The sequence below is a fragment of the Halobellus captivus genome (assembly GCF_007655485.1).
GTDB classification, from domain to species: domain Archaea; phylum Halobacteriota; class Halobacteria; order Halobacteriales; family Haloferacaceae; genus Haloquadratum; species Haloquadratum captivum.
In genome coordinates this window covers 190558-212806 of record NZ_VJXQ01000001.1, presented here as the reverse complement: position 1 = coordinate 212806, position 22249 = coordinate 190558, and the positions used below count along the sequence as shown (strand labels likewise).

The following is a 22249-nucleotide window of genomic DNA, read 5'->3' as shown; positions in this document are numbered from 1 at the left end:
TCAGACCGCGTCCTCGCCCTCCGAGCGGATCGCCAACCGCTTCAGCCGCTCACGGAGATCGTCGGCATCGCTCGGCGTGAGTCCGGGGACCGACACGTCGGCACCGCGGGATCCCGCCGTGTAAACGACGGTGCTGGCGAGGCCGACGAGCCGTTCTGTGGGTGATCGTGACGTGTCGACGTGCTGAATGCGGACGAACGGAACGACGGTCCGAACTCGCGTGAGCACGCCGCGCTCGAGGTACAGCGAGTCCTCGCGGACCTCGTAGCGCCACGCCCGGTAGCGGAGCACCGCGAACGCGACGCCGAGACCGCCGACGCCGACGAAGACCGCCGCGGGCAGCCACCCGGGCAGCCACGTCGGATCGACGAAGCGGCTGACGCCGAGGACGATACCGGCCAGTACGGCTGCGGTCAGGATCGAGCGAACGATCCACAGGATTCGGATGCGGGGATCGAGCCGATTCATTCTTTGTATCCTCTTAATACGGCGCCATCCCCGATGCGAGCAGTCCAGCGTCGACGAGCAGGAGGATTCCGACGACGGCCGCCGCACGGAAGATCGCCGTCGAGTCGGCGGCGGGCGCGCGAACGCGCTTTTCCCGCAGGCCGTCGACGAGTCGGCTCCGGCCGATTTCGACGAGTGCGGTCAGGACGAGCCACAGCGCGAGCATCGCGAGAACCAAGTGTCCGCGTCCGCTCCCCGTGAGCGTCTCGACGGTGTAGCGCGTTCCGGCGAGGTGGCCGCCGGTGACGAACATCACGACCGCCGCGCCGCGGGAGAGATAGACGAGTCGATCCGCGATTTTCTCCAGCGGGGCCGCGTCAAGCGCCCCTTCGACCGCGGCCGGGAGGACCGCTCCGGCGACGAAGACGACGCTACCGACCCACAGCGCCCCCACCAGAACGTGTAGGGTAACCATCACAGTGTCGAGTACCATAGGTGGCGAAAAGGACCGACGGCGCTTGAAACCCGGCGGTTCCGAAGCACGCGGGTTGTGCTCGACGGAGACGATTCAGCGATCGAGCGCAGCCGTCGCCGCGTCGACGAGTCGGTCGCACGTTTCCCGATCGGTCGCCGCCACGTAGAGGCCGTTCACGCCGGACGCGTCGGTACCGACGTCGCGTTCTTCGAGTGCTTTACGCCCCTCTCCAATGTCGAACACGCGACGGACGACGCCGCTCTCCTCCGCGAGTAGCGAACCCGCGTACTGTTCGTAGACGTCCGGACGGTAGGCGACGAGGCCCTCGATCGACCCGCGCGCGAGGAGGCCCCAATCCACGCAGGGCGACCAGGTGTTGATGACGCGCTTGCAGCGCGAGTCGACCGCGGCTTCGACCCGCTCTGCGGCGGTCCGGTAACCCTCGTTGCGAAGGGCCGGAAGCCCCACGACGAACGAGACGGTTCCACGCGCGAGCGACCGCTCGCTCTCGGCGACGAGCGCGTCGCCGTCGACGGTCGCACCGCTCCCACGTCGTGCGAGATACAGCGAGTCGAGCAACGGCTCGTAGATCGCCGAAACCACCGGATCGCCGTCCTCGAGGACGCACGCCGCCGCCGCGAACAGCGGGATGTCGGCGACGAAGTTATTGGTCCCGTCGAGCGGGTCGACGACCCACTCGTAGCGGTGCTCGCCGCTGCGCCCGGACTCCTCGCCGTGGATCGCGTGGTCGGGATAGCGCTCTCTGATCGCGGTCACCGCCCGCTCCTCGGCAACGCGGTCCGCGGCCGACTTCACGTCGTCAGTGCCGTACTCGGCGTCGATCGGATCGCCGCGGAACGCGTCGAGGAGGAAGGCACCGCTGGCGCGAACGGCGCTCGCAGCGGTCTCCTGCAATCGGGCGTGATCCACCGATGGATCGGTCATACGCGTCCGAGGGCCCAATTCGACAAGAGTAGTTCGGTAGATCGACCGATACGTCCATCGTTCGGTGCATCGTGCGATCTGCTCGCGACGTGCGGCGCAGACGTTTTTTCGACTCGGCGTCGACTGTTGTTATGCACTTCTCCGTCGTGCGCGGGGACATCGCACAGCAGTCGGCTGACGCCCTCGTCAACGCCGCGGGAACGAGCCTTCGGATGGGATCCGGCGTCGCGGGCGCACTCAGACGAGGCGGCGGCCCGGCGTTGAACCGGGCGGCCATCGAGCAGGGGCCGGTCGACCTCGGCGCAGTCGCCGTGACAGACGCGTTCGACCTCGACGCCGAGTACGTGATCCACGCGGCGGCGATGCCGCATTACGGGGACGGAAAGGCGACTGCGGAGAGCATCCGCGACGCGGCGCGAAACGCCCTCGAACGCGCCGACGAACTCGGTTGTGACTCGCTCGTCATCCCGGCTCTGGGCTGCGGCGTCGCGGGCTTCGACCTCGAATCGGGCGCGCGGATTATCCTCGAAGAGATCGCTGCGTTCGACCCGGATTCGCTCTCAGACGTCCGATTCATCGCGTACGGGGACGACGACCACGGAACGGCCTCGCGAGTCGCGGACGGGGTTCGTTCACAGCGTTCGTGAGGCGGTCGCGCTTTCGCGCTTCATCACTACATCCACGGGCGTTCGCTGAACTCCCCGGCGTCGATTTCGCGTTCGATCTCTCGGAGCGTCGCGTCGTCGACGCCGACGAGGTGGCACAGCGGGTGCCCGGGGGCCGCTACGGGATTCTGCAGTGAACCGATGATGAGGCCGGTGAACGGGGCCGCAACGCGCTTCTCGCGCTCTTTGAAGTGATCCGTGATCGTACAGATCGTCTCGCCCTCGTGGACGAGCGGAACGGGACCGTACTGCATCTCGACGAGTCCGCCGGTGTCGGCGCGGAGCCACGTCTTTTCGCCGTCGCCGTCGACGACCTTCGTCCATCCCGGCCACTGGACCGTGGCCTCGGGGAGCATTTCGTACTCCGCGAGGACGCTCTCGACGCCGTCGAGTGCGCGCTCGATCAACTCCGGTTGGAATCGGTGCGCGCGCCCCATCTCGACGGTGATCGTCGGAATCTCGTCTCTCGTCGCGACCGTGCGCAGCGATCCCTGATCCGCCTCACCCGACAGGATGAGGTTCGAGCCGAACGCACGGGCGAGTCTGTTGACCGCCGGATTGCCCGTGTCGGCACGGACGTGGTACATCGTCGTCCGGTTTCGCGTCGACGTATGGAAGTCGAGGGCGAAGTCACAGGGCTTGACGAACCGCTCGTAGATCTGGTTCGCCATTCGTTCGGCCGTGTTCGAGCCTGCCCGTCCCGGAAATGACCGGTTCAGGTCCAAATCGTATATCGGAATGTAGCGCTGCTGTGCGAGATACCCAGGAACGTTGGCGACGTGTACGCAGACGATCGTTCCGTGGAGGTCGGTGGGGTCGTACCGGTCTGCCACTTCTTGGAGTACCTTCACACCGTTCAGTTCATCGCCGTGAATCGCCGCGGACAGAAACGCTGTCGGACCGCCCCTCTCACCGTTGATGATCGTCACGGGTATTTCGACAGGATCGCCGAGGTACGTCTCGCTGATCTCATAGCGGAGGTGGCGCGTCTCTCCGGCGGGCACCTCTGCGTCGTATCTGAACGGCTTCGGGTCGCTCATAGACGGTCCAAAGAGCCCCGCTAATAAAGTAGCACGTCCGCGCTCCTCGGAAGAGTGTCACTCCGCGGCACTATCACGTCTCCCCTAGGGGGACCACCGCCGTTTCGGCCCGTTGTTCGGAAATTATATCGCAGTTATTGGTTTATTGACTCGTATCGTACACTATATAGTCGCGTCAATGTGAGAATCGGATCGTCGACACCCCCGGACAAGGATCACAAACTCATTGAATCCGTGAGTCAGTGATCGCTGTCGGCAGCCGCGAGTTCGCGGATCCGCGCTTTGGTTTCTTCTCGGTGCTCGTCGAAGGCGATCTCGAAAATACCGCGATAGAAGTGTTTGTTCTTCTCCAGGGTGGTATCTTCGCGTTGCAGTTGCTTTTTCAACCGAGTGAAGGCGATCTCGATGTCCTCGCTCTGTTCGGGCTCGACGTATATCGTCGCCGAATCCCAGTCCTCGCGGATGTTGAGCGGTTCGTCGTCCGCTTCGCGCTGTTCGGCGTTCGTCGATTCCGCATCGGACGCGGAGGGACTACCCTGCGGAGACGAGCCGTCGTCCTTCGATGAATCGCTTCGGGATTCCGTCAGCGGGGCTTCGTTCCCGGTAGGCTCTTCTCCGTCGTCTCCCCCCGGGGTCGCAAACCGCTCGTCCATTCCTCGGGGCATCGTTACGCCTCCACCGGCGCTCTGTCGAACGCCCGTTCCATCGTTTCGGCGATATCTCCGAAGACGTCGCGTTCGACCTGTTGGTCGTTCGCATCCTCCCACTCGAAGATGTCCCGTCCGTTATCCCACGCGCGCTGAATCGCGACGCGCATCGGGAGTTTGAAAATCGGTGCCATTGAGGCGAAGGACTCCGTGAACACGGTCTCGAACTTCCTCGATTGGCCGTCGTCTCTGTACATATTGGCGAGGAGACCGACGATCCCGATTTCGATCTGTTGATTGTCTTCGATCGATTCGAGTTGGTCCCACAGATCGTCCAGCGCGTCTCGCGACGTGGCCTGGGTTTGTGCGGCTAAAAGGGCGTTTTGGGAGGCGATGAACGCCGCATCGGTGAGTACTGAGAGATCCGGCGGGCAATCGATGAGTATGAAATCGTAGTCGTACCCGTCTTCGACCAGCTCTTCGAGGGCTACTTTCAGCGAGAGACGGGCGTTGGCGTCGTCCATCCAGTCCCTGGCGAGACCCATATCCTTGTGGCTCGGAACCAAGTCGAAGTTCAGGTGATCGTACTCGTCGGCTCGGATCACGATTTCCGAGAGGTTCGTATCGTGCGTCCGCGGGTTGTCGACGAGGACGTCCAAGAGGTTCGCATCGTCGGTGACGAGCGTGTTCGGGAGCGCGTTCTTCGGGTTCGATGGGTCGGTGTCGTCGCCCGGGCCCAGACCGAGCCCCTTCGTCAGATCCGCCTGGGGATCCAAATCGATCGCGAGGACCTCGTGATCGCGAGTGGCCAGTGCCGCCGCGCTGTTAATCGTCGCCGTCGTTTTCCCAGTTCCGCCCTTTTGATTGCCGAAGGCGACAGTGGGGATCTCAGTTGACGGCGTGACGGCCCATCCACGTGGTGCGTCAGTCATCGATCGTTCATTGATTCATTGATTCATAAATCTATATCCGATCCCGAAATTTGATCTTTGTATCAAAGACGTTATTCCCGGAAAGGGGCAGTAGGGGCTTTATGAACGTATTTCGTCCCTATCAACAACTCAGTGAATCAAAGAGTCACTGATTCGAAAACAGAAAATCGCAGTACCGTTCCAAAGAAGTGCTGGTCCGAACGTGGCTCCTTAACTCATTGAATCTGTGATTCATCGGATCAGTGAATCAGGGAATTTGAGAATTAAGGAGTCTATTATTCATTGAATCTGCAACTCTGCGATTTCGTGATACAAAAGCGCAAGGGATCTTGGATTCGCACATTCGTTGAATCAGGTATTCCTCGATTCGCTAACTCGCTGAATCACTGTATCGCTGATTCAAAGAATAAAAGAATCAAGGAATCACAGATACAATGGTTTTGAATCGTTGAATCGGCGACGTACAAACTTGAAGAGATCTGCAGAAATGCGGAGTCGATCACCCAGGCTAAACGAATCAGCGATTGATGATTTGATGGTGGAACCTCGAGGCCCCAATCGAGACTGTACCGTTACCTACGCTATGCACCCTGCCGATCAATTGGTATGGCGGGTCGTGCCGTCCGCTGTCCCAGTGGTGCGTACGGGACGACATCCAGATCCGACCATCGTCGGTTGACTGTGGATTCACCCCGAAAAAGAGTCTGTCTCACCATGAGCGAGGATGATGGTTACGGAATTGTGCATTTGCGACCCACGCGACAGTCACACTGTCGGGTAGTTTATCCTCTATTGCAGGATCTACAGCGCTCGCTGGTGAATTAACGACGGTGAATAAATCACATACCGCAATACAATATGTGGAGCGTATGGACTCTCGCAGAACGGAACACCTCGCGGACACATCCGGGAGATTAATACAAGTCCTAACCCAGCATCCGGTAATGGCGCGGGAGTCGGCCGTGAGAGAATCTGCGGATCTGGGATCCGTCCTCGATGCACTCGACGACGCGGACGCCAGAGCCATCATCAGGGCGCTGGTGGAGCCTCAAACGGCGAGTGAAATATCGGAACAGACCGATATTCCGCTCTCGACGACGTATCGGAAACTGGATCTGCTGACCGAGGCGGATCTCCTCGAAGAAGGGACCGAAATCCGGTCTGACGGACATCACACGACGACCTACGCCGTGGCTTTTGAGGAAGTTCGCATCGCGCTCACGGAGTCTCGCGAGCTCAACGTACGGATCGCCCACATCGATAAGGGTCCCGAAGAACGCCTCGCGGAGATCTGGACAGCTGTACGGGAGGAAACATAATGGTACACACGACCGCAACGACCAGCATCGCAACGGGAATCATCGTGGTGAAGACGGCCATCCTCGTCCTCGGCGGACTCATCACGTACTTTTCGTTGAAAGCGTATCGAAAGACCGGAACACCAGCCCTCCGCTCGCTCGCGATCGGGTTCGGCATCATCACGCTCGGGGCGCTGCTCGGCGGGACGTTCGACGTCATTTTCGGCGTCGACCTCGCGACCGGCCTCCTCATCGATGCGATCTTGACGTTCGTCGGTTTCGCGGTCATCACGTACTCGTTGTACGCCGATTGATTCCAGCGTCGACGAGTAGCCCTCCGAACGTCGGGTGTTCGCAGCGGTCACCCATCTTGTGTAAATTTTGCATAACTGTTTTATGAGTTGCAGTCCTACAGGGCGATGATGAGCGAATCACCCAATGAGATAGACGAGATCCGCGCTCGGAAACGGGAGGAGTTGGAAGCCCAGGTAACCGATGCCGAATCCGACAGTGGCCCGGATAGCGCCCATTCAGTTCCCTCAGAACCGATCCATATACACGGGGAATCGGAGTTAGCGGAGGCAATCGAATCGTACGACGTTCTCCTCGTCGACTTCTATGCAGACTGGTGCGGTCCGTGCAAGATGCTCGAACCGACGGTCCAGTCGCTGGCCGAAACGACCGATGCCGCAGTGGCGAAAGTGGACATCGACCAGAACCAACAGCTCGCCCAGCAGTATCAGGTCCGCGGCGTACCGACGCTGCTGTTGTTCAGCGACGGTGAAGCAGTCGAACAGATCGTGGGCGTCCGCGACGAATCGTCACTCCGCTCGCTGATCGAGCAGCATCTGTAGGCTGAACAGCACGTACCTCCGAGAGCGTTGGAAGGGCACCAACCGTGAGCGCACTTTTTACTCGGGCGCACGAATAGCCAGTATGAGTCCTTCCGGAGGCGACGCCGACGTTTCCGAGGCGGTCCACCGTACGGCCGAGGACATCGGATCGATGGAGATTCGGGGGGCGGCGACCATCGCTGCCGCGGCCGCGGAGGCCCTCGGCGAACAGGCCGCCGCCAGCAACGCGGGCACGCCCGAGGAATTTCACGCCGAGCTTCGAGCGGCGGCCCGCGTCCTTTACGATACCCGACCGACCGCGGTGAGCCTCCCGAACGCGCTCCGGTACGTCTTTCGGGACATTGAGGGCGACACGGTCGAGCGACTCGCTGCCAGCGTCCACGCCAGCGTCTCGGAGTTCTGTCGGCGGCTCGAAACCGCCCAAAACGATCTCGGACGGGTCGGAGCGAACCGGCTCCGCGACGGCGATACGATTATGACGCACTGTCACTCGACCGACGTGGTTTCGTGCATCGAGACAGCCGTCGCGCATGGGAAATCGCTGTCGGCGTACGTCAAAGAGACGCGACCGAGAAATCAGGGCCACATCACCGCCGAAGCGCTCGCAGCGTTGGGTGTCGACGTCACGCTCATCGTCGATTCCGCGGCGCGCCGATACCTCAACGAGGTCGATCACGTCCTCGTCGGTGCCGACAGCATCGCCGCCGACGGGTCGGTGATCAACAAGATCGGCACGAGCGGGCTCGCGGTCAACGCCCGCGATCGGGGAACGCCGATCGTCTGCGCGGCGCAGACGATCAAACTCCACCCCGACACGCTCACCGGACACACCGTCGATATCGAGATGCGCGACGAGCGCGAGGTGATCGACGAGGCGGCCGAGCGCGAGATAGGCGACATCGACGTCCTGAATCCCGCGTTCGACGTGACGCCGCCGCGATACGTCGACGCGATCGTGACCGAGCGCGGACAGTTCCCGCCCGAGAGCATCGTGACACTGATGCGCGAACTGTTCGGTGAGGGGACGACGGAGCCGTGGGCGGAGGCCTGAGCATCCGGTGGATTGGGGGCTGAATGCTCGTGGGTTGGAAACTGAATGCTCGGTGGAGAAAGCCGTGCACTCCGAGCACAGAAGAGTTTTACCGACGTAGCTGAGATCCGGGAGCGATGGAGACCCTCCCGCATCTCACCGCTAAATCCGTCGTCGGCGTCGGTTCCTTCCTCCTCGCGCTGGTCGCGTCGTGGGCGACGATGCGAACACCCGGATTTCCCGACGGTCGCACACTCACCTCGTGGCCGAGAGTTCTCCTCGGGCGACTCCGAGACGAACTCCCTCGCGGTGACCGACTGACGCTGGGGTGGGTCGCTATCGCGGCCTGGTCGGTCCTCGTGTCAGTGCTGCACTTCGGCGGCGTCTACTACAACGTGTACACCGCGTTGCCGTGGTGGGATCTGCTCACGCACGCGATGGGCGGCCTCGGCGTGGCTGCGGTACTCGCGTTCACCTTCCGCGACGCGACGCTTCACTCACCGCTGTGGCTCGTCGCGGCGGTGCTCGCGATCGGCGCGGGGTTCGAGGTGTACGAATTCGTCTTCAAGACGTTCTGGTACCACTGGACGCTGGAGTTCTACGTCGTCGACACGGTCCTCGACCTCATCGTGAACACGAGCGGTGCGGCGCTGTTTGCGGGAGCAGCGCTCCTGTATCGGAACCGGATCGAGACGGGTTCAGTTAGCGACAGACGGGAGGACGAGTCGGTCGGTGCCGACTCGGATTGACGTATGCCGACTTCGACCGATCCATACCGACTCCGACTGGCTGGTGTCGACTCCGACTGGCTGGTGTCGACTCCGACGGATCGACTCGGCGACCACAAATCTCTGCGGTGCCGATATCTCTCACCGCGGCGTTTCGGTTCCCCATTTCTCGATCGCGGTCCGAAGCGCGGGGCTCTCCTCTGCCTTCGAATCCAGCGAGATCCCCTCGACGTAGGCCTCGACGGACGCCCGGAGCGCCTTCGCTCCTTCGTGGGTGCCGTCGGGGTGGCCGTGGATCCCACCGCCAGCCTGCACGCAGACGTTGGTTCCGGTCGCGTCCAGGAGGTCCGGAACCAATCCGGGGTGTAGGCCGCCGGAGGCGACCGGAAGCACGTCGTTGAGCCCGTAGAGATCGTCGCGGAGCCACGCGTTGATGCCGACGGTGTCCTCGTTGGCGAGCTTTCCGAGGCCAGCCGTGCCGGTGTGGAGCTGGTCAACGCCGACGAGGCGAGATACCTGGGCGAGCACGCGCATCGAGACGCCGTGGTCCGGGAGGCGGTCGAACGCGGCGTGCATCGCGCGGTGGGCGTGGATCGCGATTCCGAGTTCCTCGCAGCGTTCCCGGACGGTCTGCACCGCGGCCCACCCGGTCGTGATGACGTCGACCATCACGTACTCACAGCCCTCGGCGGCGACTTGGTCGACGCGTTCGAGCATCTCGTTGGTGCCCGCGGTGACGTTGATCAGGTACGACTTCGGCTCCCCGGTCTCTTCGGCGGCCCGATCGCGCTTCGCGAGGCTCTCGACGAGTCGATCGTGGAAGGGATTGAACCCCTGATCGGTCAGGTTCTCGTCGTCCTTCAGGAGATCGACGCCGCCGGTCCACGCCTCGTAGCCGACCTCGGCGTGCCGTTCCGTGGAGAGCCCCACCTTCGGCTTCGGAACGGTCGCGAGGATCGGCCGGTCGTCGACGCCGAAGATCTCTTGGCGGACCGCGGAGCCGAACTGCGGCCCCGAGAACGACGTCGCGAGTCCCTCGGGCCACTCGCAGTCGACAAGCCGAATCGTCTCGACGGCCTTCATCCCCATAATGTTGCCCGCGATGCACGAGAGGATCTGCGGCATGCTCCCCGGCTCGAAGAGCCCCTCCGGGTAGGCCACCTTGATCTCGGACGCGTCGTCGCCCGCGGCTTCGGTTGCTCCGCCGTCGATCTCGAACGCCATCGCGCGCATATCGGTGAATCCCGCGCCGGTCGGCAGCGCCGCCCACGTCCCGTTCGACGACTCGGAGGCGACGCGGGAAGCCGCGGCCTCGACGTCCATTCCCTCGGCGGGGACGATGCGGAAGGTGCAGACGAGGTCGTCGGCGGACGGCTCGAACGACAGGTCGATGAAGTCCTCGTAGGTGATTCCGGCCATACCCCTCAGACTTCACGCCGCACGCCCATAAAGTCCGACGGCGGCGCGGGGTGCCGAGGCTGACCTCGGTCAGCGGGGTCGCCGTTCGACCTCGTCCGACATCGACTCCCCGAGCGTTTCCCGGACCCGATCGAACACCCCGACGTCCGAACCGAGTGTCGTCGCCAGTGCGTCGCCCGCGCCGAGGAGCCAGACCGTCCGCTCGACGTGAGATTCGACGTCGCCGGGGCCGACCCGGAACCGGTCGACGAGGTCTTCGATCGTCGCGCCCTCACCCCACTCGAAGACGAGACGCGCCAGTTTCACTGCACAGAGCCACGCCTCGAAATCGTCGGCTTCGTCGGGCGCGGTCGTGAACTCCGCGGCGTGCCGCGAGGCGTATCGGTAGATGTCGGCGCGCTCGCGGTTGCCGAGGTACGTTCCCCGCATGTCCGGCGTCGCACAGACGACCCCGAGCGCTGTGAGCGGCGTGACGTGCTCCTCCGGCATCGTCCGGATCGTTCTGATTCCCGCGATGAGCCGCGCGCCCGTCTCCGGGCGAATATACTGTCGTGAAACGGTCTCTCCGAGATCGGTGGCGGCGAGCGACGTCGCACTGGGGTCTCCGCTGTCACCCGTCGCCTCGCCGTCGACCGCCAGCAGCTCCATCTCGCCTAACTCCTCGGTGACGCTGTCGACCACCCCGGAGAGGTCGACGTCGGGCGATTGATGCGCGAAGAACGTCGCGTCCAGGAGGTCGAGCACGCTCGCGGTCGAGTCGGCGAATCCCGAGGCGACGACCGAGAGGACGTGCGTGCGGAGCGCCTCTCTCGCGGTCAGTTGCGATTCGACCGCCTCGGGCCCGGCGTCGACGTAGCGGTCCCAGAGTTCTTCGGCCGTGTGGGGCTCGCCGATCAGGACCGCTTCGCCGTAGGGGTCGAGGTGGGGCCTCCCGGCGCGTCCGCACATCTGATGGACTTCGAGCACCGGTAGATTCGACATCTCCTCGCCGGTGTAGCGTTCGAGATCGCGCACGACGACGCGACGCGCGGGCACGTTGACGCCAGCCGCGAGCGTCGGCGTCGCACACAGTACCCCGAGTTCGCGCTCTCGGAACCCGCGCTCGACGAGCGCGCGGTGCTCGCTCACTAACCCGGCGTGGTGGAACGCGACGCCCGATTCGGCCGCCGCCGCCAGGCGTCGCCCGGTCGACGTGCCGTCGACCTCCCGGATCCGCGCCGCGAGGTCGGTCGCAGCCGACTCATCGATCCCGAAGTCCTCCTCCGAGAGACGCACCGCCAGCGACTCCGCCTCGCTGCGTGAGCGAACGAACGCGAGACACTGCCCGCCCGAGTCGATGGCGTCGGCGACGAGTTCGGCGGTCGCTTCGGTGTCCCGGTCCGCGTTCGAACCGACGTCGCCGACGTCCACGTCGAGCGTCGACCCGTCGTCGAAGCTGACGTCCTTACCATCGTAGACCCCGGTCCGGAGCGAGACGGGTCGCCACGTCGACTCCACGAGCGCCGCGTCGAGCCACGACGCGATGTCCGCGGGGTTGTCGACGGTCGCCGAGAGCGCGACGATCTGGACGCCCGGCGCGCGACGCTGGAGCGTCGCGAGCGTGACTTCCAGCGTCGGGCCGCGACGCTCCTGGCCGAGCAGATGTACCTCGTCGACGACGACGCAGGCGAGGTCTTCGATCCACGACGCGCCGTTTCTGATCGCGGAATCGACCTTTTCAGCGGTGGCGACGACGATATCTTCCCCGCCGAGCTCCTCGGCCGGGGAATCGAAATCGCCGGTCGAGATGCCGACGCTGACGCCCGGAAGCGCCGCGAACGACTCGTACTTCTCGCGGGCGAGCGCGCGCAGGGGCACGGCGTACAGCGCTGGCCCGTCCGCGGTCAACATCGCCAGCTCCGCGATCAGCGTCTTGCCCGACGCCGTCGGGATCGCCGCGACGACGTTTTCCCCGTCGGTGATTCCGGCGTCGACGGCCGCCGCCTGCGGCGGGTAGAGCTCCTCGATCCCCGACGCGCGGTAGTGCTCGCGAACGGCCGCGGAGACGGGGAGGTCGCTGACGTGCACATCTGCGTGTGGCGGCGTCAACGTATAAAAACTCGCGGGCGCAGATTCCATCGGTCCGAGAAGCAGCCGAAGTCCCGGGTTTTATTACTTATGAATATTAGCTAGTAGTACACAGATGTTGGACGAGTTCTTCGGGAGTGACCGCGAATGAGCGCGGTGCAGCGCCTTCGGGAATACAGCGGTGAGATGGGTCCCTCGTGGGTGGCCGGTGCCATCGCGGCCGGACCGGCGACGATGGCGACACTGATCACGGCCGGAGCGGGGTACGGGTACGACCTCCTGTGGGTTGTGGTCCTCTCGGCGGTCGCGGGGGCGCTCGCGCAGTACCTCGCGATGCGCCTCGGATTGCTCACCGAGCGGGGCATCGTCAACGTCGTCGAGGACTACCTCGGGGAGCGGTGGGCGTGGCTCCTCGTCGTCGACGTGGTCCTCGCCGCGGGCGTCGCCCAACTCGTCATTATGAACACGCTCGCGAGTGTTTCGGCGACGATTACAGGGGTCGACGCTCGGGTCTGGGGCGCGCTCTGGGCGGTCGTGCTCGCGCTGGGTCTGGCGGGGCGCGGCTACGACCTGCTGGAGACGCTGGCGAAAGTCCTCGTCGCGCTCGTCGTGTTGGCGTTCGTCGCCTCGCTAGCCGTCGTGCCGATCGATCCATGGGCCGCCGCGGGCGGATTCGTTCCGACCCTTCCCGGCGGGACTGCGCTGGTGGCCGCGGGCATTCTCGGCGGTGCGGTCCACGTCACGCTCATCACGATGCATTCCTACACGATGCGGGCCCGCGGTTGGTCCGAACGGGAGTACGGGCTCGCGACGTTCGACGTGGCCGCGTCGATGCTCGTCGCCTTCGGCGTCTACAGCGTCGCCATCTTCCTCGTCGCCGCCAGCGTACTCACGGACCCGAACCTGAGCACCGTCGCGGCGGCGGAGGCGCTCGGTCCGCTCGTCGGCGAGCACGCGAGGTGGCTCTTCCTCCTGGGTCTCGGCGGCGCGGCGGTCTCGACGCTCGGCGGCAACACGATCGTTCCGCCGTTCGTCCTGGCGGACAAACTGGGCTGGGGGACGACGGTCGAAGACGCGCGGTACCGCGCGTTGCTCGCGGCGGTCGCGCTCCTGTCGGGATTCGGCGCGGTCATCGGCGGACAGGTGCTCGGCCAGCTCGTGCTCGTGCTGGCGCTGGGAACCGTCGGGACGCCCTTCGCCATCGCCCTCGTGATCTACCTCCTCAACTCTGCCGCGGTGTCGCGACCGCCCGCGACGCTCGGAAACGTCGGTGGCGTCGCGCTCCTCGCGGTTTCGGGGGCGCTCGCGGCCAACTTCGTACGCGAACAACTCGCTGGGGGGGTCACGGCTCTCTCGGGGGCCGTCTTGGGGTTCGCGCTTCTCCTCGGGATCGCGACCGCGGCGTTGTTCGCGAGGTACGCCCGCGAGCGACTCGGAGGGCGCTCGTCGTCACCCGAGTGGGCCGACTGAGATGACCGAACTGCCGTTCCCGCTCTCCGGTCGGACACTCGTGACCGGGCCCTCGAACGCGGGGAAGACCCGGACGACCGTGCGGGCGCTCGACAGGTGGACGACCGACCGGGGAACCGACGGCATCGTCGCGCTCGACTTCGCCCCGGAGATCGAGCGCGATGGGGTGTTGCTGGGCGGTCGGCTCACGCGGTTCACCGATGTGCCGGAGGCCGTCTGGTACGGTTCGATCGAGGCCCACGCGCCACGGGCCACCGGGGAGACGACGGCCGAAACGCTCGCGCTCGCAACCGAGAACGCGCGTCGATCGCGAGCGGTCATCGAGTCGGCCCCGACCGGCCCGCGAGCCGTCTTCGTCAACGACGCGACGATCCCGTTTCAGGCCGGTGACGAACTCGACGCCGCGGCGCTCTTCGAGTACTGTGCGGGTGCGGAAGTCGTCGTCTGCAACGCCTTCGAGGGCGGGGAACTCGGGAGCGACGACCCCGTCTCCCGGAACGAGCGGACGACGCTGAAACGTCTCCGAGCGTGGACCGACCACCTCGTCGAACTGTAACCGAGCGACACTGTCTCCTCGACTTTAGCGTTATCCGTGTCGAACCGATCCCCACCCTGAATATTAGTTAGTTGTATACATTAGTTATAACACGCCGGACCGAATACTCCCGGCAGAGATGGACTTCAGCGAGTACCTCGTGGACATCGAGGATGACCTCTGGAAAGCGCAGTTCGAGCATCCCTTCGTCCGCGAGTTGGCGGCCGGAACTCTCGATGAGTCGGCGTTTCGCACGTGGCTCGAACAGGACTACCGCTACCTGCTCGATTACGCGCGGACCTTCGCGATTCTCGGGACGAAAGCGAACGGAGAATCGACGATGGGGCGCTGCTTCGAGGTCGCGACACGGGTCGTTGGCGAGGAGATGGATCTCCACCGATCGTTCGCCGCCGAATACGGACTTTCACCGGAGGAGTTGGCCGGGGCTCGGAAGACTCCCACTTGCGAGGCGTACACGAACTTCCTGCTACGGACTGCGCGGGAGCGGCCGTTCCCCGTCGGCGTGGCGGCGGTTTACCCCTGCGGACAAGGCTACTTGGACGTCGCAGCTGAGATGGCCGCTCGAGCGGACGGCGAGCACCGTTACACGCCGTTCATCGAGAAGTACACGAGCGATGCGTTCCGCGAGTCGGTCGCTTGGATGCGGGAGGTAGTCGACCACTGCGCGGAGACGCACCCGTCGCTCCGAGCGGAGATGGAGTCGGCGTTCCGACGGAGCGCCGAACTCGAATACGCATTCTGGGAGATGTCCTATACGGAGGAGCGGTGGCCGCACGAGGAGGATGATGCGGATCGATCGAAGCGGACCGCCGGGGAGGTGTGCTGAGTGTTCGTCCCGGGGCCTCGGTTGGGCGAGTCGCGTTCGACGACCGCGAAGTTTCACGGACTGCTACCGGAATGCCCGAAATCGGGCTCGAAAGTGCGGTCGGAGGTCCAACGATGACCGGTCGGGACGTCGCGCTGACGATCGCGGGATCTGACAGCGGTGGGGGCGCGGGGGTGCAGGCGGATCTCAAGACGATGGAGGCGCTCGGTGTCTTCGGCACCAGCGCCCTCACCGGCGTCACCGCGCAGAACACGCAAGGCGTCGCGGCCATCGAAACCGTCTCGACGGGCGTAGTGGAGGCGCAGATCCGCGCGGTCGTCGACGATTTCGACGTGGGAGCCGCGAAGACGGGAATGCTCGGCTCGGCGGAGATCATCGAGACGGTCGCGGACTCCCTCGCCGACTGCGACTTCCCGCTCGTCGTCGATCCCGTGATGGTCGCACAGAGCGGCGATCGGCTCCTCGCCGCCGAAGCGGAGGAGACGATCAGAGAGACGCTGCTCCCAGAAGCGACCCTCGTCACGCCGAACCTCCCGGAAGCGGAAGTTCTCACGGGAGAGACGATTACGGACGAGCAGGGGATGCGCGCGGCCGCCGAGGCGTTGGTTGAAACGGGACCCGATGCCGCCCTCGTAACCGGCGGCCACCTCGCGGACGAGAAACTCGTGGACGTGCTCTACGCCGACGGCGAGGTAGGGACGTTCCGGAAGCCGCGTCGCGACACGGCGAACACCCACGGGAGCGGCTGTACTCTCTCGTCGGCGGTGGCAGCGAGCCTCGCCGCGGGAGCGGAACTCGACGCGGCGGTCGACCGGGCCGAAGCCGTCATCGATCGCGCGGTCCGGTACGGGCTGGACGTCGGCGGGGGCGACGGACCAGTCCATCACTCGGCGGGGCTCCACAACGGTGCGGCCCGGTACGACGCGGTCGCAGCCGTCCGTGAGGTCGTCGGATCGCTGCGGGAGGGCGACATCTCCGCGCTCGTCCCCGAAGTCGGCTTGAACGTCGCCGTCGCAACGCCGTACGCGATGGGAGCCGAGGAGGTCGCCGCCGTGGAGGGGCGGCTCCACCGGACCAGCGACGGGATCGCCACGGCGGGTGGCGCGCGGCTCGGGGCATCGAGTCACGTCGCGCGGCTTCTGCTCGCGGCGCGGGCGTACGATCCCGCGGTCACCGCCGCGGCTAACGTGAGACTGGATGACTGCGTCGCCGCGGCCGTCGGTGACCGCTTCGATGCCGTCGAAGTGGATCGCAGGAGCGAACCCGGGGCCGATCCGACGGAGAAGCGCGAGGGGGACACGATGTCATGGACGGTCGAGCGGGCGATGGACGGACGGGAATCAGTTCCCGACGCGGTCTTCGACCGCGGTGCCCGCGGGAAGGAGGCGATGTGTCGACTGTTCGCCGGTTCGGCGGACGAACTCCGAAATCGACTGCTCGAACTGAGTGAGGCGGTCGACCCCGCGACGTAGTCTCGTCGGACCACCACGCGACGTAGTGCCGTCGGACTACTCGTCTGCGGCCTCGCGTTCGGCGATAAGGCGCGCGGCCAACGCCGTCCAGTCGTCGCCGAGGATTTCGACGCCGACGATGACCGCGCGCGCGGCGTAGGAGAGCACGATCCCGGCGAAGACTCCCGTGAGTCCGAAGCCGAGCGTGACCGCGAGTAGGTACGACGAGCCGAGGAGAAACACGTACGAGCCGACGACGCCCGCGTAGAACGGCGTTCGCGTGTCGCCCGCGCCCTTCAGCGCGCCCGAGAAGGGGAAATACAGCCCGATGAACGCCATCGAGAGCGCGAAGGTGCGGTTGAAGTCGGTCGCGTAGCCGATCGTCGCCGCGTCGCGGGTGAAAAGCGTCGCCAGCGGCTCCGCGGCGACGAACAGCAGCACGCCGATCGCGCCGAGCGTCCCGAGACTGAACAGGGAGATGACGCTTGCCGTCTCGCGCGCCTCCGCCGGGCGTCCGGCACCCAACTCCTGTCCGACGAGGACGCTCGCGACGGTTCGGAACGCACGGAAGAACGGCGCGGTGAACTGCTGGTAGATCCGATTGGCGATGTGATAGGCGGCGTTGGCCTCAGTACCGAACAGGAGGACGAGCGAGTTGAACGGGAAGTTCGCGACCTCGGTGCTCAGCCCGCCGACGATGTCGGGAACGCTCACTTCGAGCAGCTGCCTGGCGAGGAGGGTTCCTCTGGGCCACACGAGCGACACCGCCGTTCGACCGCTGAGAAAGACGCCGACGACGAGGACGGCTTCCACCGTCCGCCCGACGGCCGTGGCGATGCCGACGCCGACGATTCCCAGCCGAGGTGCACCGGCCAACCCGAGACCGAGCGCGATCGACAGCAGGATGTTGAGCCCGGTCGCCCCGCCGTTGATCAGCATCGGCGTTCGGGTGTCGCCGGTCCCCTGCAGTGCACGCGCGCCGACGAAGCCCACGATACGCATCGGCGCGGCGGCGAACACGATCGTCAGGTAGCGGCCTCCCTCGCGAGCGACGTCGGCCTCGGCCCCGAGCAGGCCGATCAATCCCCGGCTGAACAGCAGCCCAACGATTACCAGCGGAATCCCGCAAAGCGCACCGATGAGCAGCGCCTGCGTGACTGCGCGGTCCCGCGTGACGTCGTCACCGCGTCCGGTCTCCTGACTGGAGAGCGCGATCGCGCCGCTCCCGAGTCCCATACCGATCCGGAGGGGGATGCGCGAGTAGAGATCCGCGAGGCCGATCGCCGCGACGGCGACCGGCGAGAAGAAGCCGGTGACCAGGATATCGACCGTCCGCATCAGCGTGTTGAGCGTCTGCTGGACGGCGACCGGCCACCCGAGGTCGAAGGTCCGTCGCCAGACGGAGCGGGCGCGTTCGCTGGGAAGGGAAACCAACGGCTGAGAGGTGGAATCCACGGACGAAATAGCTTGTGTCGGCACGTTCGGCAGCTTGTGCCAGCGCGTGCGGCGTCGCCGACTTACAGGTAGCCGTGTTCGGCGAGGCGTTCGACCGCCTCCCGAAGCCGCTCCTCGCTGGCGGCGTAGGAGATCCGTGCGTAGCCGGGCGAGCCGAACGCTGACCCGGGAACGGTCGCGACGTGGGCGTCCTCGATCGCGCCCGCGCACCACTCCTGATCGTTTTCATCGACGGGCAGCATCATGTAGAACGCCCCGTCGCCCACGGGGACGTCGACGTCGTGCTCGGCGAACAGCTCCGAGAGCATATCGCGGCGCGCGCGGAACGCGTCGCGCATCTCCGTGACCGCCTCGTCGGTGTTTTCGATCGCCTCGACTCCGGCGTGCTGGACGAAGTTCACGGCGCAGGAGACCGAATGCGAGTGCAGCTTCGCGGCCTGCGAGACCAGCGATTCGGGCGCGTGGAGGTAGCCGAGCCGCCAGCCGGTCATCGAGTAGGCCTTCGAGAAGCCGTTGATTGTGACCGTTCTGTCCTCCATCCCCTCCAGCGAGCCGAGGCTCGTGGGCTCGACGCCGTAGGTGATCTCCTGGTAGATCTCGTCTGAGATGACGGTGATGTCGTGCTGGACGGCGAGGTCGCGGACGCCTTCCAGCGCCGCGTCGGAGTAGACTGCGCCGGTCGGGTTCGACGGGGAGTTGACGACGAGCAGTTCCGTGTCGTCGGAGACGGCGTCCGCAAGGTCGTCGAGCGCGGGTTCGAGTTGGAAGTCGTAGGGCGCGAGGTCGACGCGGTTGAGCGACCCGCCCGAGAGCTTCACCATCGCCTCGTAGGAGACCCACGCGGGGTCGAGTAAGGCGACCTCGTCTCCGTCATCAATCAACGTCTGGATCGTCTCGAAGAGCGCCTGCTTCGCGCCGGGCGTGACGATCACCTCGTCGCTCTCCGCGTCGACGCCGTCGTCGCGGAGCTTCGCGGCGATCGCTTCCTTGAGCGCCGGGATCCCGTTCGACGAGGTGTATCCCGTGTGCCCGGCGTCCATCGCGTTTTTCCCGGCCTCGACGATGTTCTCGGGCGTCGGGAAGTCGGGCGCGCCGACCGAGAGGTCGACGACGTCGACGCCTTCCGCTTCCAGTTCGCTCGCCTTGTTGCTGATCGCCAGCGTCGCGCTCGGTTCGACCCGTTCGACGCGGTCCGCGAAGTCGAAACTCATACTAACGTCTCCACCATATCAACCGCGGCGTTTACCGCTTCCGCACCTTTCTCGACTCGCTCCCGCGCTTCGGCCCCGCTCTGTCCTGGGCCGGAGACGCCGAACGTGACTGGAACGTCGCGGTCCAAGCTGACTTCCGTGAGCGATTTCGCCGTCGCGTCGGCGATGACGCGGTCGTGGTCCGTGTCGCCGGTGACGATCGCGCCGACGACCGACACGGCGTCGACGTCGTCGCGCCGCGCGAGCCGGTCCGCCGCCAGCGGCGAGTCGTACGCGCCGGGCACCGACAGTTCCGCTGCGATCTCGACGTTTCGTTCCGCGGCGGCCTCCCGCGCCGCCGCCGCCATCCGATCGGTGACCGAGGCGTTGAATTCGGCCACCACTAATCCGAGCGTTACCATACCGATGCGGTTCCGCGGGGACGTCAAAGAGGTATCGGCACAGGATCGCGGCGAGCACAAGCGGTTTCGCAGTTGAGACGTTGAGCGATTTCGGAGCTCCCCAGCGATTCCTGACGGTCGAGATCAAACACAAGAGTTGTAACGAACAGGAGAGCACGTATCACCAATGAGCCCTGACGAGGGCCCCTGCGAGGCCGACGGCGATCCCTCCCCCGACGAGCGTCGCGTTCCCGACCCGGTCGGAAGCGGCGATTCCGAGCCCGAATCCGCCGAGAGCGACGGTGAATCGTCCACTCGCGTCGATGGCGACGATTCGTCTTCTCACATCGATGGCGACGAGCCGTCTACCCGCGTCAACAGCGACGAATCGTCCACTCATCTCGAACGCGATGACGAGGTGGCGGACCGACGCCGCGCGCTGTTCGGCGTCCTGGGATTCACCGTCGTCGCGCTCGCACTCCGACTCGTCGCGCTCGGCGGCCGGATCTTCCACTGGGACGAGGGCCGCGTCGGCTACTGGATCCTCCGGTATCACGAGACCGGCGTGCACACCTATCGACCGATCGTTCACGGGCCGTTCCTCCCGATCGTCAACGACTGGCTGTTCGTCCTGCTCCCGGTCACGGATTTCACGGCTCGCCTCCCGGTCGCGCTCGTCGGCGGGCTGTTTCCGCTGGCGGCGTGGCTGTTCCGCGAGCGGCTTCGCGACGCCGAGCTCGTCGCGCTCGCGGCGGTGCTCGCGCTGAATCCGCTGGTCGTTTACTACTCGCGGTTTATGCGCAACGACGTCCTCGTGGCGGCGTTTTCCGTCGTCGCGCTCGGGTTCGTCGTCCGCGGCTTCGACACCGGTCGACTCCGGTACGCGTTCCCCGCGACCGCGGCCCTCGCGCTCGCTTTCACGACGAAAGCGAACGCCCTGCTGTACGTGCTCTGCTTCCTGGGTGCGGGCGCGCTGCTCGCGGATCATCGGCTGCTCGGCGCGCGGGCCCGCGGGGAATCGGGACGTAGCGTCTTCACCCGGTGGCGCGCGTCTCTCGGCGCGCGACTCGCGGCGCACGGATCGACGCCGCGGGCCTCGCTCGTGCGTGTCGCTTCGACGGCCGTCGGGGCGGTCGCACTCTTTCTCGCAATCACCGTGTTCTTCTATGCGCCGCGACCGGATCTCTGGCAGGCGTTCGCGAATCCGGCGCAGCTTCCGGACGTCCTCAACGCCGGGACCGTCGGCGCGGCCGAGAAGCTCACCGAGACGTGGGGCGGCGGCGGTCATCAGGACCACCCGTACCTCCCCTACCTCTCCGACCTCGGAGAGACGCTGGTCTACGGCGCTCCGGCGCTCCTGGCGTTCGGCCTGCTGGGGATCGTCGCGGATCGCTACGGACTCTACGGCGACGGCCCGCGGGAGCCGGTCACGTTCGCGACGTACTGGGCGATCGCGTCGCTCTTCGGCTATCCGATCGCGACCGACATTCAGGCCCCGTGGGCCGCGGTCCACGTCGTCGTGCCGCTGGCCGTTCCGGCGGCCGTCGGGATCGCGTTCGTCGTCGACTCCGCGCGCGACGCGCTGGAGACGGGCGACGCTGTGAGCGTCGGACTCGCCGCGCTCATCCTGCTCTCGGCAGTCGGCGGCGTCGCGGGGGCGAACGCCGCGTACTTCAATTCCGCCGATGAGGCCGACAAGCAGGTACTCCAGTGGGCGCAGCCGGAGAACGCGCTGAAACCGACGATGGAGGTCGTCGGCGAGGTCGCAGCCGCCAACGACGAGGGGGCGGACGTGCTGTTCGTCGGGACGCGAGCACCCGGAAGCGACGAGACGCTGTTCTACGTGCGCGACGAGTCCTCGTTAGCGACCGCGCCGCCGGGCGGGCCCGCGTGGCACGACCGACTGCCGCTGCCGTGGTATCTCGAACGCGCCGATGCGAACGTCACCAGTTCGTCGCCCGACGCCGACCTCGGGGAGACGCTCTCGGACCCGCCGCCAGTCGTGATCGCGAAGGACCACGACCGCGACGCCGTCTCCCGGGAGCTCTCCGGATACGCCGCCTTCGAGCACAAGTTCCGCCTCTGGGGCGACAACGTCGTCGTGTTCGTCGAGCGTGAAGAACTGCAGCGCGTCGCGCCGGAGTACGCGCCGGACGGACCGTCGAACCCGGATACGTAAGCGGCGGACGACCTTCCGCGGCTGGCAGTTCGCATTCACCCTCGCAGACGCGGTTCGCATTCAACTCCGCAGACGGCAGTCCGTGTTCAGTACACACTACCAATTACGCACGTGTGTGTATATTCGGCGGTGGGATTCGGCAACCTTTATTCAGTATCGTCCAGTACGGTCGCC

General features: G+C 65.5%; 22 protein-coding genes. 11 read left to right on the top strand and 11 right to left on the bottom strand.

The genetic code is table 11. The features are described from left to right. The 3 genes from FJT57_RS01015 to FJT57_RS01005 form a co-directional block, all read right to left on the bottom strand. Positions 1–468, bottom strand: coding sequence for a PH domain-containing protein (locus FJT57_RS01015; protein WP_144900951.1), 468 nt, complete (start codon positions 466–468; stop codon positions 1–3). A 13-nt stretch (positions 469–481) separates the two neighbouring features. Next, entirely contained in the window at positions 482–940 is a 459-nt protein-coding gene (locus tag FJT57_RS01010) for a CopD family protein (RefSeq protein WP_144900950.1), read from the bottom strand. 75 nt (positions 941–1015) lie between these two features. Beyond that, positions 1016–1867 (bottom strand): inositol monophosphatase family protein, encoded by an 852-nt coding sequence (locus FJT57_RS01005; protein WP_144900949.1) that lies wholly within the window; start codon positions 1865–1867, stop codon positions 1016–1018. Between the two features lie 131 nt (positions 1868–1998). On the opposite strand from FJT57_RS01005, the gene FJT57_RS01000 reads away from it, so the two are divergent. Further along, positions 1999–2514, top strand: coding sequence for a macro domain-containing protein (locus FJT57_RS01000; RefSeq protein WP_144900948.1), 516 nt, complete (start codon positions 1999–2001; stop codon positions 2512–2514). Between the two features lie 26 nt (positions 2515–2540). On the opposite strand, the gene FJT57_RS00995 is transcribed toward FJT57_RS01000, so the two are convergent. The 3 genes from FJT57_RS00995 to FJT57_RS00985 form a co-directional block, all read right to left on the bottom strand. Next, positions 2541–3572: a succinylglutamate desuccinylase/aspartoacylase family protein gene (locus FJT57_RS00995; protein WP_144900947.1), complete on the bottom strand. Its 1032-nt coding sequence runs from the start codon at positions 3570–3572 to the stop codon at positions 2541–2543. A gap of 239 nt (positions 3573–3811) precedes the next feature. Then, positions 3812–4237, bottom strand: coding sequence for a hypothetical protein (locus tag FJT57_RS00990; protein ID WP_238993870.1), 426 nt, complete (start codon positions 4235–4237; stop codon positions 3812–3814). A gap of 2 nt (positions 4238–4239) precedes the next feature. Continuing rightward, positions 4240–5151 (bottom strand): ParA family protein, encoded by a 912-nt coding sequence (locus FJT57_RS00985; protein ID WP_144900946.1) that lies wholly within the window; start codon positions 5149–5151, stop codon positions 4240–4242. A 944-nt stretch (positions 5152–6095) separates the two neighbouring features. On the opposite strand from FJT57_RS00985, the gene FJT57_RS00980 reads away from it, so the two are divergent. The 5 genes from FJT57_RS00980 (at position 6096) to FJT57_RS00960 (ending at position 9082) form a co-directional block, all read left to right on the top strand. Beyond that, a complete protein-coding gene (locus FJT57_RS00980) occupies positions 6096–6470 on the top strand; it encodes a winged helix-turn-helix domain-containing protein (RefSeq protein WP_144900945.1) in 375 nt (124 codons plus the stop codon). Then, positions 6470–6763, top strand: a complete 294-nt coding sequence (locus FJT57_RS00975) for a DUF7521 family protein (RefSeq protein WP_144900944.1) — start codon at positions 6470–6472, stop codon at positions 6761–6763. Before FJT57_RS00980 ends, FJT57_RS00975 begins: the two co-directional genes overlap by 1 nt. Before the next feature lie 108 nt (positions 6764–6871). Continuing rightward, a complete protein-coding gene (gene trxA / locus FJT57_RS00970; protein WP_144900943.1) occupies positions 6872–7303 on the top strand; it encodes a thioredoxin in 432 nt (143 codons plus the stop codon). 82 nt (positions 7304–7385) lie between these two features. Further along, on the top strand, positions 7386–8354 hold the full coding sequence (locus FJT57_RS00965) for a ribose 1,5-bisphosphate isomerase (protein ID WP_144900942.1): 969 nt from the start codon (positions 7386–7388) through the stop codon (positions 8352–8354). 116 nt (positions 8355–8470) lie between these two features. Then, positions 8471–9082, top strand: coding sequence for a hypothetical protein (locus FJT57_RS00960; RefSeq protein ID WP_144900941.1), 612 nt, complete (start codon positions 8471–8473; stop codon positions 9080–9082). Between the two features lie 120 nt (positions 9083–9202). On the opposite strand, the gene rbcL is transcribed toward FJT57_RS00960, so the two are convergent. Beyond that, positions 9203–10480 carry a type III ribulose-bisphosphate carboxylase gene (gene rbcL, locus FJT57_RS00955; RefSeq protein ID WP_144900940.1) on the bottom strand — a complete coding sequence of 426 codons (1278 nt, stop codon included), beginning with the start codon at positions 10478–10480 and terminating at the stop codon, positions 9203–9205. Positions 10481–10549: 69 nt separating this feature from the next. Further along, positions 10550–12547, bottom strand: coding sequence for a DEAD/DEAH box helicase (locus tag FJT57_RS00950; protein WP_144900939.1), 1998 nt, complete (start codon positions 12545–12547; stop codon positions 10550–10552). Between the two features lie 147 nt (positions 12548–12694). Between FJT57_RS00950 and FJT57_RS00945 the strand changes: the two genes are divergently transcribed. The 4 genes from FJT57_RS00945 to thiD all read left to right on the top strand — a co-directional run bounded on the left by FJT57_RS00945 (position 12695) and on the right by thiD (position 16871). Beyond that, a complete protein-coding gene (locus FJT57_RS00945; protein ID WP_144900938.1) occupies positions 12695–14017 on the top strand; it encodes an Nramp family divalent metal transporter in 1323 nt (440 codons plus the stop codon). A 1-nt stretch (position 14018) separates the two neighbouring features. Next, a complete protein-coding gene (locus FJT57_RS00940) occupies positions 14019–14573 on the top strand; it encodes a hypothetical protein (protein ID WP_144900937.1) in 555 nt (184 codons plus the stop codon). A gap of 118 nt (positions 14574–14691) precedes the next feature. Next, positions 14692–15399, top strand: coding sequence for a thiaminase II (tenA, locus tag FJT57_RS00935; protein WP_144900936.1), 708 nt, complete (start codon positions 14692–14694; stop codon positions 15397–15399). Between the two features lie 113 nt (positions 15400–15512). Next, positions 15513–16871, top strand: a complete 1359-nt coding sequence (gene thiD / locus FJT57_RS00930) for a bifunctional hydroxymethylpyrimidine kinase/phosphomethylpyrimidine kinase (RefSeq protein ID WP_144900935.1) — start codon at positions 15513–15515, stop codon at positions 16869–16871. A gap of 36 nt (positions 16872–16907) precedes the next feature. Here the strand turns inward: thiD and FJT57_RS00925 are convergent, their stop codons facing one another. The 3 genes from FJT57_RS00925 to ribH all read right to left on the bottom strand — a co-directional run bounded on the left by FJT57_RS00925 (position 16908) and on the right by ribH (position 19917). Beyond that, positions 16908–18284: an MATE family efflux transporter gene (locus FJT57_RS00925; protein ID WP_203229063.1), complete on the bottom strand. Its 1377-nt coding sequence runs from the start codon at positions 18282–18284 to the stop codon at positions 16908–16910. A gap of 83 nt (positions 18285–18367) precedes the next feature. Further along, positions 18368–19516, bottom strand: a complete 1149-nt coding sequence (locus tag FJT57_RS00920) for a pyridoxal phosphate-dependent aminotransferase (RefSeq protein ID WP_144900934.1) — start codon at positions 19514–19516, stop codon at positions 18368–18370. Next, a complete protein-coding gene (gene ribH, locus FJT57_RS00915) occupies positions 19513–19917 on the bottom strand; it encodes a 6,7-dimethyl-8-ribityllumazine synthase (RefSeq protein WP_144900933.1) in 405 nt (134 codons plus the stop codon). Before ribH ends, FJT57_RS00920 begins: the two co-directional genes overlap by 4 nt. A 166-nt stretch (positions 19918–20083) precedes the next feature. On the opposite strand from ribH, the gene FJT57_RS00910 reads away from it, so the two are divergent. Next, a complete protein-coding gene (locus FJT57_RS00910) occupies positions 20084–22075 on the top strand; it encodes a flippase activity-associated protein Agl23 (protein WP_144900932.1) in 1992 nt (663 codons plus the stop codon). Positions 22076–22249 lie beyond the last annotated feature (174 nt).